The 18,651-nt window shown below is 44.1% G+C and carries 11 protein-coding genes; 4 read left to right on the top strand and 7 right to left on the bottom strand.

What is annotated here, in order from left to right; genetic code table 11:
* The 7 genes from rodA to dnaA all read right to left on the bottom strand — a co-directional run bounded on the left by rodA (nucleotide 1) and on the right by dnaA (nucleotide 8,959).
* Nucleotides 1–1,110, bottom strand: coding sequence for a rod shape-determining protein RodA (rodA, locus tag BROSI_RS05965; protein ID WP_052562842.1), 1,110 nt, complete (start codon nucleotides 1,108–1,110; stop codon nucleotides 1–3).
* Between the two features lie 219 nt (nucleotides 1,111–1,329).
* Nucleotides 1,330–2,802 carry a class I adenylate-forming enzyme family protein gene (locus tag BROSI_RS05960; RefSeq protein WP_052562841.1) on the bottom strand — a complete coding sequence of 491 codons (1,473 nt, stop codon included), beginning with the start codon at nucleotides 2,800–2,802 and terminating at the stop codon, nucleotides 1,330–1,332.
* Entirely contained in the window at nucleotides 2,786–3,271 is a 486-nt protein-coding gene (locus BROSI_RS05955) for a TraR/DksA family transcriptional regulator (RefSeq protein WP_052562840.1), read from the bottom strand. The genes BROSI_RS05960 and BROSI_RS05955 overlap by 17 nt, the downstream gene beginning before the upstream one ends.
* A 29-nt stretch (nucleotides 3,272–3,300) precedes the next feature.
* On the bottom strand, nucleotides 3,301–5,760 hold the full coding sequence (gyrB, locus tag BROSI_RS05950) for a DNA topoisomerase (ATP-hydrolyzing) subunit B (protein ID WP_052562839.1): 2,460 nt from the start codon (nucleotides 5,758–5,760) through the stop codon (nucleotides 3,301–3,303).
* A complete protein-coding gene (locus BROSI_RS05945; protein WP_052562838.1) occupies nucleotides 5,744–6,091 on the bottom strand; it encodes a DciA family protein in 348 nt (115 codons plus the stop codon). Before BROSI_RS05945 ends, gyrB begins: the two co-directional genes overlap by 17 nt.
* Nucleotides 6,092–6,227: 136 nt before the next feature.
* Entirely contained in the window at nucleotides 6,228–7,328 is a 1,101-nt protein-coding gene (gene dnaN, locus BROSI_RS05940) for a DNA polymerase III subunit beta (RefSeq protein ID WP_052562837.1), read from the bottom strand.
* Nucleotides 7,329–7,579: 251 nt separating this feature from the next.
* Complete coding sequence (gene dnaA, locus BROSI_RS05935; protein WP_052562836.1) at nucleotides 7,580–8,959, bottom strand: chromosomal replication initiator protein DnaA; 1,380 nt, start codon at nucleotides 8,957–8,959, stop codon at nucleotides 7,580–7,582.
* A gap of 1,215 nt (nucleotides 8,960–10,174) precedes the next feature.
* Between dnaA and BROSI_RS05930 the strand changes: the two genes are divergently transcribed.
* From BROSI_RS05930 to gspE, 4 genes are all read left to right on the top strand, one after another.
* The gene (locus tag BROSI_RS05930; RefSeq protein WP_052562835.1) at nucleotides 10,175–14,833 is read left to right on the top strand and encodes a Kustd1514 family S-layer glycoprotein; all 4,659 of its coding nucleotides are present in this window, start codon (nucleotides 10,175–10,177) and stop codon (nucleotides 14,831–14,833) included.
* Nucleotides 14,834–15,202: 369 nt separating this feature from the next.
* Nucleotides 15,203–15,874, top strand: a complete 672-nt coding sequence (locus tag BROSI_RS05925; RefSeq protein ID WP_052562834.1) for a pilus assembly FimT family protein — start codon at nucleotides 15,203–15,205, stop codon at nucleotides 15,872–15,874.
* Between the two features lie 479 nt (nucleotides 15,875–16,353).
* On the top strand, nucleotides 16,354–16,791 hold the full coding sequence (gene gspG, locus BROSI_RS05920; RefSeq protein WP_052562833.1) for a type II secretion system major pseudopilin GspG: 438 nt from the start codon (nucleotides 16,354–16,356) through the stop codon (nucleotides 16,789–16,791).
* Nucleotides 16,792–16,947: 156 nt separating this feature from the next.
* The gene (gene gspE, locus BROSI_RS05915; protein ID WP_052562832.1) at nucleotides 16,948–18,609 is read left to right on the top strand and encodes a type II secretion system ATPase GspE; all 1,662 of its coding nucleotides are present in this window, start codon (nucleotides 16,948–16,950) and stop codon (nucleotides 18,607–18,609) included.
* Nucleotides 18,610–18,651 lie beyond the last annotated feature (42 nt).

Raw genomic sequence — 18,651 nt, 5'->3', positions numbered from 1 at the left:
TTACCGTATTTCGTGGAGATACTGAGAAGCAAGGTCTATCTTCGAACGCATTTTAATATTAAAGATAATAGAAAGGGCGATAAATGAAGTGAGCATGGAAGAACCTCCGTAACTGATAAAGGGAAGCGTGATTCCTACAATGGGGGCTATTCCCAAAGTCATGCAGATATTGACTACGATTTGAGTCGCAAACATGGTAACCAGTCCTACGACAATAAGTCGACCGCAGGGCTCGCGTGTGCTCCTGGCAATACCAATGCCGCAGGTAATGAAAACAATATAAAGAAACAGGACAAAACACGTCCGTAAAAACCCCCACTCTTCGGCAATAACGGCAAAGATAAAATCTGTATGCCGTTCCGGCAGGAATTTCATTTGGTTCTGTGTGCCATTTCCCCATCCGGCTCCAAAAAAACCACCGGAACCGATGGCAATAAGGGACTGGAGCCTGTGATAGCCTGCGCCCCAATCATTGGTTTTCTCAGGCCAGAGAAATCCTATGATCCTCATTTTCTGATACGGCTTTAACAGAAACATCCAGAGTAAAGGTGAGACGGCTAGCCCGGTGCAGATGAACATCAGGAGGTGAGAGAGCCGGATACCTGCAGTATAGAGAATAGAAAGTAAAATAGGAACCATGACCAGCGCTGTGCCCAAATCCGGCTGCTTTATAATAAACGCCATGGGTATGAAGGTTAAAAGGAGGGAAATTCCGATATCAAATAGTCCGAGACCGTATTTCTTGTACCTGAGAAATCTTGCGAGGGTGAGAACCAGGGTGATTTTCATGAACTCCGAAGGCTGAATTGAAAAGGAACCGATGGAAAACCACCTCTGTGAGCCTTTCACGGAACCTCCAAGGACTAGCAAGAGTAATAAGAGGAAAAGGACACAGGCGTAGATAATATAAGCGTAGTGGGCGAATGAGAGATAGTCAAAATAAAGGAGGGTAAAGAAAATGGTAAATCCCATCAGTACCCAAACGAGCTGTTTGAATACGAACTTCTCGGATGATGCACTCCAGATAAAAAATATCCCCACGGTCAAAATGAGACATATTATGGGGAACATGAACCAATCAAAATTTTTGGGACTTATACTGCGTATCATCAGTTACTCTTTAAATTACGCTGACCGGTATGGAAAAATATACCTTTTCCATTTAACATTTTAAAAGATGGTAAAATTTATCTAACAGGAGAAAGGGGAAGTCTTTCACCGGTTATTTGTCATAAAGGTGGTGAAAATATGAAGAAAATCATTCAGCATGCATGTGTTTTAGAGAGAGGTTATACTTTCAGATTCACGCTTTGTTCAATCTGAAATGCGTTATTTCAATGCCCTTTTTAAGACCTTGCCGGTGGGGCCGTGTGGCAACTCCTTGCGGAATTCAAAATATTTAGGTATCTTGTAATGTGGCAATCGCTGCATACAGTAGTCCTTAATTTCTTCCTCGCTGCATGTTACGTTCTCATGCAGCGCAATAAATGCCTTGGGAGCCTCACCGCGAACTTTGTCAGGCACCCCAACAACGGCTACCTCAAAAACCTTCTTATAACTGCTGATGACGTGTTCAATCTCATTGGGAGACACGTTTTCCCCGCTGATAATAAGCAACTCCTTTTTTCTGCCCGTAATCCAAAGGAATCCTTCCTCGTCCAGTTTGCCGTAATCCCCTGTCTTCAGCCAGCCGTCTGTAGTAGTGGTCTCCGCCGTCTCCCGTGGCAGTTTGTAGTACCCCCTCATCACATTTGGCCCCTTTACCCATATCTCGCCCTCTTTATTTACAGGCTGCTTCTGGCCGTTATCGTTTACGATCTTCACTTCGAGGTTGCTCAACGGAGGGCCGATGCTGCCTGGTTTGCACTTTTCAGGAAGATTTACAGAAACGATTGCCGTGGCTTCGGTTAGTCCGTAGCCTTCGGTCAATGGTACCGGAAATATTTTATTAAATGCCTCCAAAACGTCTCCCGGCAGGGGTTCTCCCCCTGACGTACAGAGCTTTAATGTGCTTAGGTCGTGATTGGTTGATTCAGCAGTTCGCAAAAGCGCCCGGTACATGGATGGAATGGCAAACAAGGCCGTGACTTTAAATTTTTCAATCATTTCCAGGACCTTTGGCCCTGAAAACCGTGGGAGGTAGACGATTGTTGCGCCGATGCAGATTGGCAGGATCAGGGTTGTGGTCAATGCATAGGTATGAAACAGGGGAAGAACGCCTAACAATACGTCTTTCTCGGTAAAATGGAAGGCGTGTATACATCCATCCAGGTTGCTCAGAAAATTCCCGTGTGTCAACATTACCCCTTTCGGGTTGGCATTAGTGCCGGAAGTATAGAGCAAGGCTGCCTGTTCATCCGCATCTCCCTGCCTAATATCCCTTTCATCAAACGATGCGGGAGACTGTTCATCTTCTCCGGGAAGAATCTGTTTTATCTGATTCCCCAGCAGTGGGGCAAACAGGTTGTTGGTGAAGATGGTGTTGATACCTGCATCCTGGATTACATAAAGCAATTGCGCTGGTGAAAGCAGGTAATTTAATGGGACGGGCGTTTTCCCCGTCATGAGGATGCCGTAGAATGCGGTTACAAATTCCCTCCCGTTGGGAAGAAGTATTCCGACGTTCCTTCCGGCTTTCCCTGATAAGAGTCGTGCCGCACACTTTATAGCTTCCCGGCGGAGGTCGTTATACGTGAGTGCCCCGTTTTGATCTATAATGGCGGTTTTCCAGGCGTATTTTTTGCATGTGCTTAGGAAAGTTCCAACCAGTGTATGGAATGATGCGCTAGTTTCTGTTATCATCGCGTTCGAGTTCTATGATCTTTTTTCCCAGGTATCTGCGGTCTATTTCGTCTGTCTCTCCGTGTTCCGGTTTGTCAATTATATCCTCGGCATCATATCGCATCTGCGTAGCTTTCTCGTCATACTCCCTTTCTTCTTCCTCCTTGCAGCTTACACACAAAGTGGCAAACGGGATAGCCTTCAGTCTCGCCTTTTTTATCATTTGGCCGCACTGTTCACAAACTCCATAATGACCCGCCCGAATCCGTGCCAGGGCATCTTCTATTTGTTTCAGCTCCCGTGCGTCTTCTTCCGCAACGGTAATCTCCAACTCATCGGTTGAAGAGCTTGATGCGATTTCTGCAATATCTGTCATCTTTCCGCTATTGGTGTCTCGATATTTCTCGACCCGTTCTTCAAGTTCCCGCAACAATACTTCTTTTCTGTTCAAAAGAACATTTTCCATCTGTTTTAATTCTTTCTTCTGCATGAAATCACCGTAACTCCCATTCCAAAAAACTAAACATCTAAATTCCTTACCTCTAATGCATGTTTCTCTATAAATTCTTTTCTCCGCTGAACGTCCTTTCCCGCAAGGGTGCTGAAGATCGCATCGGCTTTCGCTGCGTCTTCCACCTTTACCTTTAATAGCGTTCTTGTATTAATATTCATGGTAGTTTCCGCCAGTTCTTCCGCATTCATCTCGCCCAGACCTTTATAACGCTGTATCTCCAGCCCTTTTCTCCCAATCTCACGTATCTTTGATAAAACCTCTCCCAGGGAATTGGCATACATTTCCGTATCTCCTGATGCCAACTTGTATTGTGGCTCTTTACTGTCGCGCCCGTCAAAATACTCATCTATTGAAAAACCAAAGTTCTCTATTATCCTCATAGTCTTCTCTATTTCTCTGCTTTCATGATACTCAATGACTTCTATTACCCCCTCTTCCCTTCTCTGCCTGGTCTCGATTACATCGTCCTCTTCTAATATCTCCAGTTCCCTTCCCTCTGCCTGCTGTTTCTCTTTTATGAGCTTTTCCAGTTCTTCTTCCGAATAGACGTAAAATACCTCTCCCCTATAAGTCACTTTATAGAATGGAAGGTTTCCACTTTTCTTGTGTCGTAACCCCAAAAACCTGTCCAGAGATATCCCTTTTTTTCTTAACATTTTTGTATACTCTTCCATCTGTACCAAGATCTGTAATAACTTTCCCAGTTTTGCATTATCCAGGCCCTCTTTTTTACCCCTGTTAATCTCCATAACGGTCCCCTCACCCCCAAGTGAGATAAGCTTCTTTTGTAACTCCCTGTCGTCGTAGATATACTCTTGCCTTTTATTCTTTGTCACCTTATACAGCGGTGGTTGCGCGATGTAGATGTGCCCTTTTTCTATTAAATCTATCATCTGCCTGAAGAAAAATGTCAGCAGAAGCGTCCTGATGTGTGCCCCATCGATATCGGCATCCGTCATTATTATGACCTTGCCATACCGCAGGTTGCTCACATTAAACTCATCCATTCCTATACCCGTTCCCAGGGCGGATATCAGTGTTCTGATCTCTTCATTGCTTAGCATCTTGTCAATGCGCGCCTTTTCCACATTTAAAATTACACCTTTTAACGGCAGGATTGCCTGGAATGTACGGTCCCTTCCCTGTTTTGCCGTCCCGCCCGCGGAAATACCCTCCACGAGGAATAATTCAGACGTCTCGAAGTCACGGGAAGAGCAATCCGCCAGCTTTCCCGGAAGATTTGTGTTGCCAAGCGCCCCTTTTCTCCTCGTCAGATCCCTGGCTTTCCGCGCGGCCTCCCTTGCCCTGGCGGCATCAATCCCTTTATTGATGATAGCCTTTGCTGTCGCCGGTGTCTCCTCACAGTAAATTCCAAACTGCTCGTTCACCACGGCTTCTACAAAGCCCTGGACGTCGCGATTGCCAAGTTTTGTCTTTGTCTGCCCTTCAAACTGGGGATCTGGCAATTTAATACTTATGACAACCGTGAGTCCTTCCTTGTAATCATCCCCTGTGGGCGCCTTCTCTTCACTAAGAAGTCCCTTGTTCTTCGCATAATTATTGAGAGTCCTCGTAAGCGCGGCTCTGAAACCACTCAGGTGGGTGCCGCCCTCTACGGTATTAATATTATTCGCAAAGGAGTACACATTCTCACTGTATCCATCATTGTACTGCATAGCTACTTCAACAATGGTTCCGTCGCTCTCCTTTTCAAAATAGATTATATCTTTATGGACCACTTCCTTCCCATCATTAAGCTCTTTTATAAAGGCCTTTATACCACCTTCATACTGAAATGAATCGCTCTTATCGGTCCTCTCATCATTGAGCGTTATTTTTAGTCCTTTATTCAGAAAGGCATATTCCCTTAGCCTTTTTGCTATCGTTTCAAAACAAAACGTTGTATCCTCAAATATCTCAGGGTCGGGCTTGAAAAGAACCTTAGTTCCTCTTTTCTTGGTAACACCTCTTACCTCTACAGGCGACTTTGCTTCACCCTTTTCATACCTCTGAAAGTACACATGCTCATCCCTTTTTACCTCCACCTCCATCCATTCACTAAGCGCATTCACAACCGACACACCAACCCCATGCAGACCGCCGGATACCTTGTAACTTTTATGTTCAAACTTGCCCCCTGCGTGCAACATGGTCATAACTACTTCCAGCGCAGATTTATTCGTTTCCTTGTGTATATCAACCGGAATACCCCGGCCGTCATCCACTACCGACAAACTTCCATCCGCATGTATTTTTACATTCACGTTCTCGCAGAAACCTGCCACCGCCTCGTCCACGCTGTTACAGACTACTTCCTCCACCAGATGATGCAACCCCTTGAGGGTGGTATCCCCTATGTACATTGCCGGCCTTTTTCTGACCGCCTCTATACCACCAAGTACCTTTATAGACGTTGCGTCGTACGTGTCTTGTCTTACTACTAAACTCTTATCTTCTTCCTTCATCTATCATCCCTGCTTTAAAGCGAATATCCTCCACACATTTTGTGCCAACAATCTCATTAATTCGGGCAATTATAGCATGCTTTTCAAAATTAGTCAAATGGTGAATAAGCGCAGCGGATTCTACATTCACATACAACACCCTATTTTTTAAGCCAGTGACATCAGAATACTTACAAACATCGTCACCCGCAATACGTCGCCATGCTTCCCTAACCTGATTATAAGTTCTGTCGGTAATACTCCTCTTTGGGAACACGTCTTTCAGTATCTGACCGATTCTTACAATCTTGTTTCTGTTGTAAAAATATCTTTCTGGTAGTTCCTCCGCCATAGTGTGCGTCTCCTTAAATGCATGGTAAAATGGCTAAATAGTTATATGTTGAATAACTAATCACTTAACCATATAACCATTTATTAGCCATTTTACTAAACTTACATCTTGTTTTTTATTTTTCAATAATCACTAATCATTTCGGCTCAATAGGCATAATAACATCCATCTGTTCATAGCCTGTTTTGAACACAGCGGCCCCTTCACCGTCGCTGAACTTCATAACAATCGTATCACCATCAGAAACCTTCAGTGCATCCATGACGTAATCCGGATTAAAACTTATCTCAAAATCAGGCCCTTCATAACTGGCAACAATCTCCAATTCGGCCTCCCCAACATCCGCAGCCCTCGATGTAAGCATCAGCTTTCCACCGGTAATGGCAAACTTCACAATCCGGTATCCCTCACTCGTCATAAACGAAGCCATCCTCACCCCTGATAATAACTCATCTCTATTTACCTCCACTACCCTCCCATCCTTTTTTGGTATAATATCCTCATATCTTGGATACTGACCTTCTATGATCTGTGATATAACCTCACCCGTTTCACCAACAAAACAGATTCGTGATTCCCCTATTCCCACCCTTAAAGGACCCTTACATTCAGACACAAATCGTTGCAGAAACATCAAACACTTTACCGCAATCACACCATCCATCGAGACCCCACCCGGATTATCCACCTTACGTTTTACACAAGACATTCTATTTCCATCCGCCGCCACCATAATAATATCATCCCCGGAAATCCTTACAAAAACACCACTTAATACACTTCTTGCCTTTACCGTAGACACCGAATGAACCACTTTTCCCACCATATCGCCAATAACTGCACCATCTGCCTCAACAAAATCCCTTATCTCTGTCACGGTGACATCCGGAAACTGCCCAGAATCTTCTCCAGCTATCTTAAAATGTCCACCTTTTGACCTTAACACACAACCGTTACCCTCTATGGACATTATTACTTCATCATGACCTGCCCATTCCCTCAGAATGTTATTAACGCGAAGCGCCGGTAAAACAATACTACCGTCCCCGGCACATTCCTTCACTGGCGCCAAACACTTAACCAAAACCTCCAAATCAGTTGCAGTTAGTTTTACACGGTTATCCTTAACTTCGACTTTCACTCCCTTCAGTATATTTTTTATTGTTGAAGATGGCACTATACCAGTTACTAAATTAAAATTATTGTATAAATCATTTCCAGAAAAAATTAAATTCATATGTTATTCCTAAGTTTTATATTTTTTTATATAAAGAAACATCGTAAAACTATTATACGATGACTAAAACCAGAATTAAATGTCATAACAACTAATAAAACATAGAGATAAATCACCTGGTAACCTGTAGAAAACCTGTAGAAACCATGGTTTGTAAGTATCGTATATACAGGGTTTGATTTTATCAGCATCCGATTCCCGGCGTTTAGTCTCCGGAAAACATTACGAACTTTCTACATGTTATAAACCTGTTACTTTTGTAATTCATTTTCCAATTTTTGTAAAATAAAGAGGAGATTTTTATCTTTTTTTAACATTTGTGTTATCTTTTCATCTGCATGGATTACGGTTGAGTGGTCCCTTCCGCCGATATAACCCCCAATTTCCACAAGCGACATATTTGTTAGCTTTCTTGAAAGATACATCACTATTTGTCTTGGTAGTGCCAGGCTTCTCGTTCTGCGTTTTGATTGAAGTTGCGATACAGTTACATGGAACCTCCTGGAAACAGCTTCAATAACAGCCTCAATACTAACCGCTTTTTTATTTCCCGAAAGTCCCTGAATAACTTTTTTGGCAAGGTCCAGCGTAATACTGTTTTTTGTTACCTTTTCTTCTTTATTTAGCCGTGCGATAGCGCCTTCAAGTTCCCTGATGTTGCCGGACAGGTTTTCTGCCAGATACGACGCAACTTCATGAGATAGATTGATGCCCCAGAGAGATGCCTTTTTTTCTACAATTGCAATGCGGGTTTCTATGGTTGCACTATCTATGCCACAGAGGAGCCCCCATTTAAAACGGGAGACAAGTCTGTCCTCAAGGGATGCTATAGATTCCGGGAGGCAGTCACTGGTGATGACTATTTGTTTTTTTGCGTTGTAAAGGGTATTAAAGGTATGGAAAAATTCTTCCCTGCTTCCCTGCGAATTTTCAAAGAGCTGTATATCGTCTATAAGGAGCGCATCAGCATTTCTGTATAATTCCCTGAATGAATCCCAGCTATTTGACCGTATCGTGGATATATAATGATTTACAAAGCGTTCACATGACAAAAAAAGAGTCTTCATGGTATATTTGGAAGCTAATACATTGTTTATGGCGTGAAGAAGGTGTGTCTTTCCCAAACCTGAGGCTCCATGAATAAATAAAGGGTTATACGCATGACCGGGGGACTCTGATACTGCAACTGCTGCAGCGTGTGCGAGCCTGTTACATGGTCCCACAACAAAGTTCTCAAAGCTATAGTATTTGTTTAGTGGTATCGAGTAATGCTCATCAGAAATACCCATAGCATCATGAACAGAACCATTTGAAAAAAACGAAAGTACTGGCGGTTGTTCAAAGACCTCGTCTTCGGTGGAAATAATTACTTCCCGGGAAGAGTTTAATACCTTATAAACGGCGCTGGAAAAAAGGTCGCTGTAATTACTGTTAAGCCAATCCCTGATAAAATTGTTTGGCGCAACAAACGTAATACTATTGTTTGTAAGAGAAAATACACTGAGGCAGGAAAACCATATATCAAACTGCTGCGCAGTGACAACCTTTTTTATTACCGACAATATTCCCTTAAGTATGAAATTCTTCTCAACTTCAGAGATGGTTACTTTTTGTGCTGATGCGTCTAACATTGTACAAAGTTATACAACATTGTTCATAAAATACCCTAATCCGAACGAATCGGAAGAGTATTTTTGATAGAAGATGCTGAAATAAGCATGTCCTGATGAAGATCAGGATTCAGCATGACATTTTCCGCTTTTGTCATTCCGAATCGTGTTTTGTCATTCCGAACTTGTTTCGGAATCTCCTGTATTATAATAGGTTTTCTTTCGATTCGTTCGGATTAGTCTTCTAAAAACTTTAAAAGTTCGTCACATTACAAATTAGCTTATAAGTCTTGATATTACCTGGTATTCCGGTTTTTGCTGAAAATATTAAAATATTTTTGAAAAGATATTAATGTATAATTTGTCTTTACAAATGGGTCTCGTTTTTTACTTGTTTCCAAGCAGAATTTTGGAATAAACGAATAAAAGGCCTATGTCAGAAAATAGTCTGAGTGGGCGTGAAGGAGTTTTAAAACCGCAGTCGGAGAACGAAGAGAATCCTTACTCCCCGCGAAAAGATCGCTTACCTTTAAAAAACTCCGGGGGGAATAATACCAAGAAGACGAGGATAAGTCAAACCATAATATTATTATGAAGTGCCAATACTAAAAGAAAACTAACATAACTCATTACTGTGGAAATTTTTAATTTTTTTGTTGACTGTAATATATTTGCATGATATATTTCCGTGACCAATTATAGCCTGTACCATAGTATTTATGAAAAATTTTATTTAGATCGTTAGGGAATATTATTAAAGAAAGGAGGTATCTATAGGGAAAACAACACTTGATTCTCCTGCAAAGGTAGCCATAAGCAAGCTCGAAGGAAAGAAGTGTATCAGGCTATTTATAGTGCGCGACAAAAGAAAGTTGTCATTTTGAAGGAGCAGAGCGACTGAGAAATCCTAAGATTCCTTGCTTTGCTCGGAATGATAAGCGTTCAATGTCAGCTTATTTATAGCGTTTGCTACAGCTCATTCATGCCTTTGCACTCTGTAGTGAATGGCAATTTTTGCAGCAAGTCAGCGCTGGTTTTTCCCATCTCTTGTTCTATCAATTTTCAGGGAAAGGAGTTGGTGGAGAGATGAATAGGGGTCAAAGTTGATTGGGAGATTTAAAGGTATTTTTGTAGTATTTTCGATGTTTAAAGAATAGAAAAAGATTTTACAAAGGTTTTGATGTGTTTCTGGTTTAGGTCTTGATGGTCTTAATAGAAAAAGGAGATGTGACAGATATGAAAAGACCGAAAATATTAAGTGGCAAAAAGAAAAGTTGGTTTTGTATGGCCAGCGTATTTTTGCTGGTGGTTGCCTTTGCCTTGAGTATAGTCTCAAATGCGATGGCAGCGACGGGTAGTTTTGATAGGGAAAGTTATTTGCCCCCAAAAAATAACACAAACGATTTTGATCGTGCATTTATTTCTGTGACAGATAGTTCTGTTACTTCCGGAGACAGAGATACCATCACAGTTACAGCAAAAGCAGGTTCAAACTCAATCGCATTTGTTTTAAGGGAGACAGGCGCTACGACAACGGTATTTACTACGAGTGGCAATGCTCAGCCTACCCAAACAGGGATTGGCACAAGCACCGGATATGTAGAGGCCTATGAAGGCAGCTATGTATTTCCGGCGTTTGGTTTCCTTAACAGCGCTAGCGGGGTCACCGGGCTGAATCTGAAGAGCCTTGGCAACCAGGGTGGAAATGCAACGACTTCTGAAGATGGTATACTCCAGGTATCTGAAGGCGACACGTTGGCGCTTCTTTATGGCGGAACCACCCTTGACACGGCCTCTGTTAGTTATCATGGCGCCCCTAATTCTACAATAACATTTACAACAGGCGCCGGATGGGGTGATAATTGGCCTGACAATGGCACCATTCCCGAAAACGTTATCATAAACGTTAATGACCCTGATAAAAACTTAAACCCAAGGATAAAAGATGTTATTGGTCTTCAGGATGGGTTTACTTTGGGTCTTACAGGCACCGCTACGTCTCGTGTGGAGATCGAGGCTATTGACCCTTCCACCGGCAATAGATTAGACGATGTGTTCACCCAAAACATCTTTCTTGTTGAGACGGGACTAAATACGGGTATCTTCTCAGCTTCAGGTAAGATTTATGGGTCAACAACTGTGACAACTCAGGGTAATCTGACAGTGGGGTCCACGCCCGATTATAGCGGTAGCACTATCACCTTGGGAACTTCGCCGTTTGTTTCCTTTCGTGTTATTGAAACAAACGCCGCTTCAGGTAGATTGGGCCTTATAAAAATAGGAACAGCTACTGGAAGTAGTGTCAGCGAAGCTTTGGCATTTACTGCGAGTAGTGATTTTACAGGTTTTGGAACGTCTTCTTTAGGACCCACAAGGGTTGTCGCCATCGGAACAAATACCTCTGCTTTCGGCGATCTCGCATCAAGTTCTAGCATGGGAACAACTATCGGAGGTCTGCAAAAGTTAATTGATGGTTCTAACTTCTGCCTTGTTCAAATCACTGGTTTAGGCACTTCTACGACGACAGGCACAGCAGGCTCAGAAATCTCGGGCACAGCTACCTCAATTAGTAGTTTCATTTTGACCGGTCCTCGTACAAACGATACAATCAGGGCCTCATATTTGGATGAGCTGAATAGCGGCGGTTCCTTAGGCACCGTTACCAGCAGCACGGTCTTTGGTTTAACAGGTGAGACAGGGGTTGTTTCGGTAGATAATACCACAGTGGATATCAACGACTTCCTTGTGATTACCGTTGTTGATGGAAACTTGAATTCCACATCTTCATCCAGGGAATCAATCGCATCAGGATCATGGAACGGAACAACGACTAACAGCAGGGGAGATCGTCTATCCGTAAAAGCATATTCAAGGACAGGTCTCTCAAGCATTGGGAGCAATACAGTTAGCTTGTCTCATCCGGATGGTTCTGCGATTGGCACACAGTCTGTTAGAATCTCTAATAGTGATAACTCCCTCGTATGGGTAATCCCAACAAGCGGGAGTGGATTGACAGGCTCTGGATTTGGAAGTCCGTTGTCTCTTGGTAGTTCCACGTTTAGTCTTGGTACTGAGTCAACGAGTGCAATACCTCTTGTAAGAGGACAATCATCCACTGCTGATAGTTTCCTTAGCACTGCATCGACAGCGTCCTTTACTGCAACGACGGATGCCGTTGACAATACGGTGGAAATATCACCAGATGGCACATCCTGGATTGCAGTGCCCATAGTAGAGACCGGCGCAAATTCCAGCACGTTTGTAGGTACAATTGGTTTTGATGGCACAGCTGCGCGGGTAACAACGAATACATCGACTTTGAATAGCACATCTATTTTTGCTGATTCTACGGGAACGTCAACCATTATATTCCAGGGTACTGCGGGCACAGATTATCCCGCATTAGCAAGTGTATTTGGCACAGGTTCTGTTGTAAGGGTATCGGACGGCTCTTTCAGTGATATCCGGGAAATTACCGGTGTGGCTAGCGATAGGCTGACAGTAACAAAGATGACTAACACGGGTTTTTACACGCCCTGGAAGACATTCGTTCAGGTAATCGGCAACGATATGAGCACAGGACGCCTTGACACGGTATCGGGATCAGAGCTGTTCAGAATTGGTGGGTTTACAGGCGGCACATATCGCATCCGTTATAATGATGCATTAAATTCCAGTGGCGAATATAGTGGTGGCGCTACCCTGGCGACAACGGCATCTAATGTTGCTTTCCAGACAAATACAGGAAGCCTGTCTGTGTCTCCATCGGGTACTGTTGGGTTGAACAGCACGATCGAAGTTACGTTGGTTGATAATGATTTGAATATCAGTGTTTCAACGCCGCAGACAACCTTCAATAATACGGCTAGTATAACGAACGTGAATGAAGTTGGTTTAGGTTTGCCGGGAACTGGCACCACAGCGAACAATTCAACGTTTAAGAACGGTTTCATCGCGAAGCAAATCTTTGCTAGCCGGGCCGCCAGTGTGTCAGGCAGTGATTTTAGCAATACAGCGAATACAGTATCTCTCCAGCTTGTAGAAACAGGCGCAAATTCAGGCACGTTCAGAGGGACATTTAAACTTACGAATGTTACAGGTTCTTCGACAAATAATGGAGTGTCACCTCCTGTTCTGAAAGTCTCTAATGGAGATAATATCACAGTATTCTACAATGACTCGCCAAATGCCACCACAGAGAATAATCTTTCTTCATACACAACGGTGTCAGTGGTAGGCGCCGGTGGTGTTGGTTCATTAAACCTTAGCAAACAAGAGCTTTTCTTGAATGGCGATTCAGCAGTAGTCACACTCGAGGATAATGATCTAAATACTACTGGTGGGCTGGATGGCGCTCAGGTTAAAATCACATCTTCGTCCGATACAACAGGATTTGATTTAAATTTAACTGAAACAACCGGGAATTCTGGTATATTCCAAGGGACATTCTCCACGGGAGCATCAACAAATCAAAATGCCACGCCTCAAGTAATAAGGGCGGTGGCAAATGGCACAGTAATAGCCACCTATAATGATGCATCACCGCTGCAGGATGTCACAAAAGAGGCAAGCACCAAGAACTTTGGCGCTGTTCTGGAATTTGCAGCCGACAATGTTGGGTTGGGTGGTAATGCAGTTGTATCGCTGTTTGATCCAGAAACAAATACATCAATCGCAACGGCGAATCTTGTTAACGTAAATATTAAATCTACGACGGATTCAAGCGGAACTACATTGCGTTTAACAGAGACGGGTGTCGATACTGGATCGTTCCTGGGTACAATTGCTGTCAGTTCAGATAGCACCTTGATCAATACGAGGATAAGAGCTGCAGTAGGCGATACACTGACAACTACTTTCACTGATAATCCAAATGCAGACGGAGGGGTTTCTACAGTTACGGATACCTCTTTGGTAGGTGAGGCAGTTCCAACTCCGACACCAGGGGCTTCGCCAACACCAGGAGTCACGCCTACGCCGGGCGTTACACCGACACCAACCGGGGTTGGTAGAATTTTAGGTCAAGTTACTGACTCTATATCAGGCGCAGGTATCAACGGCGCGGCTGTGTCCCTCGATACAGGCGAACAGACTGTCACTAGCACAGTTGGAGGTCAGGATGGTGTTTATTCATTCGATAATGTGGCTGTTGGAGACCGAACGATAACTGCGGCTGCGACAGGATACATCACGAATACAAAGACCGTTACGGTGACAGATGGTGGCGTCGCTGATGGGAGAATAGAATTAACTCCTGAAGTGATTGTGACGCCATCGCCTGTGGCTTCGCCAACACCTCCGCCACAAGTTGGTAGAATTCTGGGTCAGGTAACTGACTCTGAAACAAGTGCAGGTATCAACGGCGCTACTGTGTCCCTCGATACAGGCGAACAGACTGTCACTAGCACAGTTGGAGGTCAGGATGGTGTTTATTCATTCAATGATGTGGCTGTTGGAGACCGAACGATAACTGCGGCTGCGACAGGGTACATCACGAACACAAAGACCGTCACGGTGACAGATGGTGGCGTCGCTGATGGAAGAATAGAATTAACTCCTGGAGTTACTCCAACTCCAACGCCGCCTTGCGAACCGGTAGAATTAGATGCTGAACCGGAGCCTCTGAAGCTGTTGAGAGAAGAAAGCGCAACGGAAACGGTAACGGTGACATGCAGCAATGGCGAGGCATCCCCAAATCGCTTGATTACTGCTACGACGACAAGTGGTAAGAAACGAATAGTCGTGTCTCCTCCAAGTGCATTAACGGATGCTAACGGTCAGGCGCAGTTTACGATTACTGCGACGAAGAAGACCGGTAATGCAAAGGTTAGATTCCGGGATGCGGCTAGGAAGGAAGTGAAAGACACTATTACCGTGAAGGTAAGGAAGAAGTAAGAGAAGTAGTCCTGCAAAAAAACGCAGGGACAGGAGTAGTTCCCATGGGGGCGAATTAAAAGTTCGCCCCCATGTTTTTTATGCACGTTGTATCAGGAATTTTATATAGTATAAAAAAGGGGTGTCATGTCAAAAGACGTGGCGCCCCTTTCTTTTTGAAATGATTGTAAACAATCAGAAAATGTAGTAAAATAAGAGTTTTAGTTTATATGTGCAATTTCAGATAAAAGCGCCTCCCCCTTAATTCCCCATCACTGCAGGGGACAACAACTGTCCCCCGCTGGCGGGGGTGAAGGGGGTGGACTGCCATTGCGAAAATAGATATTTTAAATTGCCGAAGGCCTAATTCTATACAGGAAGTCAGTTCCATTGCGAAGTAACAAAGGTTTTACACTTATTGAGTTGATCGTTGTTTTGGCGATTATGGGCATTATTGCCGGCGTGGCCGTACCCAGATACGCAGGTTCTTTTGACACGATCAAATTCAGGAAAACAATGTCAGAACTGGTATATTTTCTCAGGGAGGCGCGTATTAAGGCTATGTCGAACGCCCAGGCGGCGCATGTGACAATTGATCTGTATAGAGGTTTTTGCTGGAATGACGATAGAAAGGTACTCAGATTACCCGCCAACATAGAGGTGTTTATTAACACGATTGAAGCGCGGGACGACCAGATAAAGACATTTACATTTTATCCAAATGGGACTGCTTTGGCGGAAAAAATCGGATTTGTCTGTGATACAAGGGTGGCTGTATTGCATGTGGAACCCCTGGGTGGGTTAGCTTATTATAAAATCGGTGAAGAAATGGAACAGGTCGTTCGTTATGGAAGAAACGGCGGGGAACTGAGTGATGAGGATATTGAAAAAGTTATTGATAAATGGAAAGATTCTGATACATTAACGAAAGACGTGCAGACTGACGAGGCGTATATAAACGATGCTGAGTATGAGGAGGAGGATTATGAAGAGGGTGATGACGAAACAGAATTTTCTGATGGTGAAGAAGGTGACGAAGATATGGATGTGGAAGATGAATGACTTGATTGTATAGGAATTTTCATTTTGTTTATGCGATTTTGAGGCAGTATGAAGCGCAAAAATCTTACCTCCTTTATTAAATTAGGCCTTCGGCGACTTATTTAAAGAGAACGTCGAACCGCAGAACAAGGAATATCGAATAGTGAAGTAAAAATACTTCATCATTCAACATTCTTTGTTCGATATTCGATATTCGGCGTACCTCTTTTCAATGGAGAGCGAAGAAGCTCTTCGATCTGCAACAACTTTGAAATTCCTATACATTAAATTAGGCTGCCTTTGGCAGCAACCTTTAAGCTCTCCTCTAAAAAGAGGGGCCGGGGGTGTGTTACGGATGGTTTACACACCCCTGTATCCCCTCTAGAAAGAGGGGAATTATACAAGATAAAATTCCTGATTATTAAAACCAGGGGAGACTTTTTGAATTCCCCCCTTTGTGAACGTGTAACCTTTTATTAAATTTTATGGAGTGACTGAAAATGGAAGAAAAGCTGAAGTTGAAATTGTTGAGGCAAGGCGGTTTCACCTTGCTGGAACTGTTGATTGTTATGATTATTATTGGGTTGCTTGCCGCATTGATAGGTCCCAAGATGATCGGTCGTGTTGGTGAATCCCGGCAAACCGTTGCCAAGCAGCAGATAGAAGGGTTTTCAAGCGCCCTGGAGATGTATAAACTCGATACGACAAAATATCCCACACAGGAGCAGGGTTTGGAGGCGCTGGTAGCCGAGCCACAGGGGGCTCTTAACTGGAAGGGCCCGTATTTAAAGAAAAAGATTATTCCCAAAGACCCTTGGGGGAATAATTATGTCTATACCTATCCTGGTGAGCATGGAGATTACGATATCCTTTCATACGGCGCAGATGGTAATTCCGGGGGAGATGGTGAGGACAAGGATGTGGTAAGTTGGGAGTGAGAGTGCTGTTCGAAATGTCAGGAGAATATTCCTAACCTGGATGAGTCAGAACCAAACAGGGACTGAATTAAAATTTTAGATTTACGATTTCAGATTTGCGATTTTTTCAATCTCAAATCGTAATTCGTAAATCGGAAATTTCTTAAGCGTTAAATTATGGATCAAGCAACGATTAACAATATTGGAGACGTATTACTCGATATTGGGAGAGTGACTCGCGCTGATTTGGACCGTGCCATCGAGGTGCAAAGGCAAACAGGGCAGAAGCTGGGCCGCATCCTGATCGATCTGGGAACTGTTTCAGAAGAAGACCTCAGGCTCGCGTATAGTAAATTACTGCAGATACCGGTTTGGGAAAAGAAAAAGGATGACCGGTATCCGCTGGTGGAAAATATGCCGAAGGTATTTCTGATGACAAACCGTGTGCTCCCGCTCAGTCTGCGTGATGGGACCCTGGATATTGCCCTTGCGGACCCGCAGGATTCTTTGCTGGTGGAGACCGTTGCGTTGGCCACGAATAAACAGGTACAGATTTTTGCCGGCTGTGAAAAAGATATTCTGGCCTCTCTCGAAACTATTTATGAGGGTGAGGTTAAAGAGGAAGACACGGCGACATCCAGTATTGAAGTAATGGAAGACGTGGAGCACTTGCGGGACATGGCTTCCGAGGCTCCCGTTATACGGCTGGTAAATAGCACGTTAACGAAGGCGATCGAAATAGGGGCAAGCGACGTGCACCTGGAGGTTTTTGAGAGGAATGCACGGTTGCGGTACCGTGTGGATGGGGTTTTGCGGGAGCTGACGCCTCCTCCCCGGGAGCTTTACAATGGCATTATTTCCCGTATCAAGATTATGGCAAAGTTGAACATTGCAGAGAAACGGTTGCCTCAGGATGGCCGGATTAAGATGAAGGTGGCAGGCAAGGAGGTAGATTTGAGGGTCTCGATTATTCCCATGAGCCATGGTGAAGGTGTAGTAATGAGGATCCTGGACCGGACTGCGGTTACGCTCGATTTGGAAAAACTGGGATTCAGCCAGGAATTTTTGGGGAGGTTTCGGCGTATGGTGAATAAGCCTGAGGGTATGTTGCTTGTGACCGGTCCGACGGGGAGCGGAAAAACGACCACGCTCTACGCGGTGCTGAAGGAGGTAGTTTCACCGGAGGTAAAGATTGTAACGGTGGAAGACCCTGTGGAATATAGCATGGATGGAGTGAATCAAATCCAGGTAAATCCTCAGATAGATTTGACCTTTGCTTCCGGACTGCGCTCCATTTTACGGCACGATCCCGACATTATTCTTATTGGTGAAATCAGAGACCGGGAAACGGCGTCGATTGCCATACAGGCCGCCTTAACCGGGCACCTTGTTTTGTCGACGCTTCACACAAATGACTCGGCGTCTGCATTTACCCGGTTAATGGATATGGGGATGGAGGACTATCTGATCTCTTCGTGCGTCATTGGTGTCCTTGCCCAGCGTCTGGTGCGAAAGATGTGCGGAAAGTGTCGTGAACCGTATTTGCCAGGGGAGGATATACGCAAGACGGTAGGATTAAAAGAAGGGGAGTATTTGTATAAACCCAGGGGCTGTGATGACTGTAATAATGCGGGATTTAAAGGCAGAAAGTGTATTGCCGAGTTTTTATGTGTGGATGATGCCATACGGCGGCTTGTCCTGGCCCATAAAGATTCCAGTGAGATCATGAAAGAAGCTCAAAAGAGGGGGACAAAGAACTTGTGGGAGGATGGACTCGAATCTGTTCGCAGGGGAGAAACAACACTGGAAGAATTATTGCGCGTATCATCAGACATATAACCACCCGCCTTTCCTTTCCATCGCAAGGAAAGGATTCACCCT

Origin of the sequence: Candidatus Brocadia sinica JPN1, from assembly GCF_000949635.1 — a bacterium.
Lineage (GTDB): Bacteria > Planctomycetota > Brocadiia > Brocadiales > Brocadiaceae > Brocadia > Brocadia sinica.
The sequence above is the reverse complement of the archived record's forward strand: the minus strand, read 5'-3'. Positions and strand labels throughout refer to the sequence as shown.

Coding starts and splice junctions, on each gene's coding strand:
- rodA (WP_052562842.1), bottom strand. CDS start 1,110: ATGATACGCAGTATAAGTCCCAAAAATTTTGATTGGTTCATGTTCCCC.
- BROSI_RS05960 (WP_052562841.1), bottom strand. CDS start 2,802: ATGATAACAGAAACTAGCGCATCATTCCATACACTGGTTGGAACTTTC.
- BROSI_RS05955 (WP_052562840.1), bottom strand. CDS start 3,271: ATGCAGAAGAAAGAATTAAAACAGATGGAAAATGTTCTTTTGAACAGA.
- gyrB (WP_052562839.1), bottom strand. CDS start 5,760: ATGAAGGAAGAAGATAAGAGTTTAGTAGTAAGACAAGACACGTACGAC.
- BROSI_RS05945 (WP_052562838.1), bottom strand. CDS start 6,091: ATGGCGGAGGAACTACCAGAAAGATATTTTTACAACAGAAACAAGATT.
- dnaN (WP_052562837.1), bottom strand. CDS start 7,328: ATGAATTTAATTTTTTCTGGAAATGATTTATACAATAATTTTAATTTA.
- dnaA (WP_052562836.1), bottom strand. CDS start 8,959: ATGTTAGACGCATCAGCACAAAAAGTAACCATCTCTGAAGTTGAGAAG.
- BROSI_RS05930 (WP_052562835.1), top strand. CDS start 10,175: ATGAAAAGACCGAAAATATTAAGTGGCAAAAAGAAAAGTTGGTTTTGT.
- gspG (WP_052562833.1), top strand. CDS start 16,354: ATGGAAGAAAAGCTGAAGTTGAAATTGTTGAGGCAAGGCGGTTTCACC.
- gspE (WP_052562832.1), top strand. CDS start 16,948: ATGGATCAAGCAACGATTAACAATATTGGAGACGTATTACTCGATATT.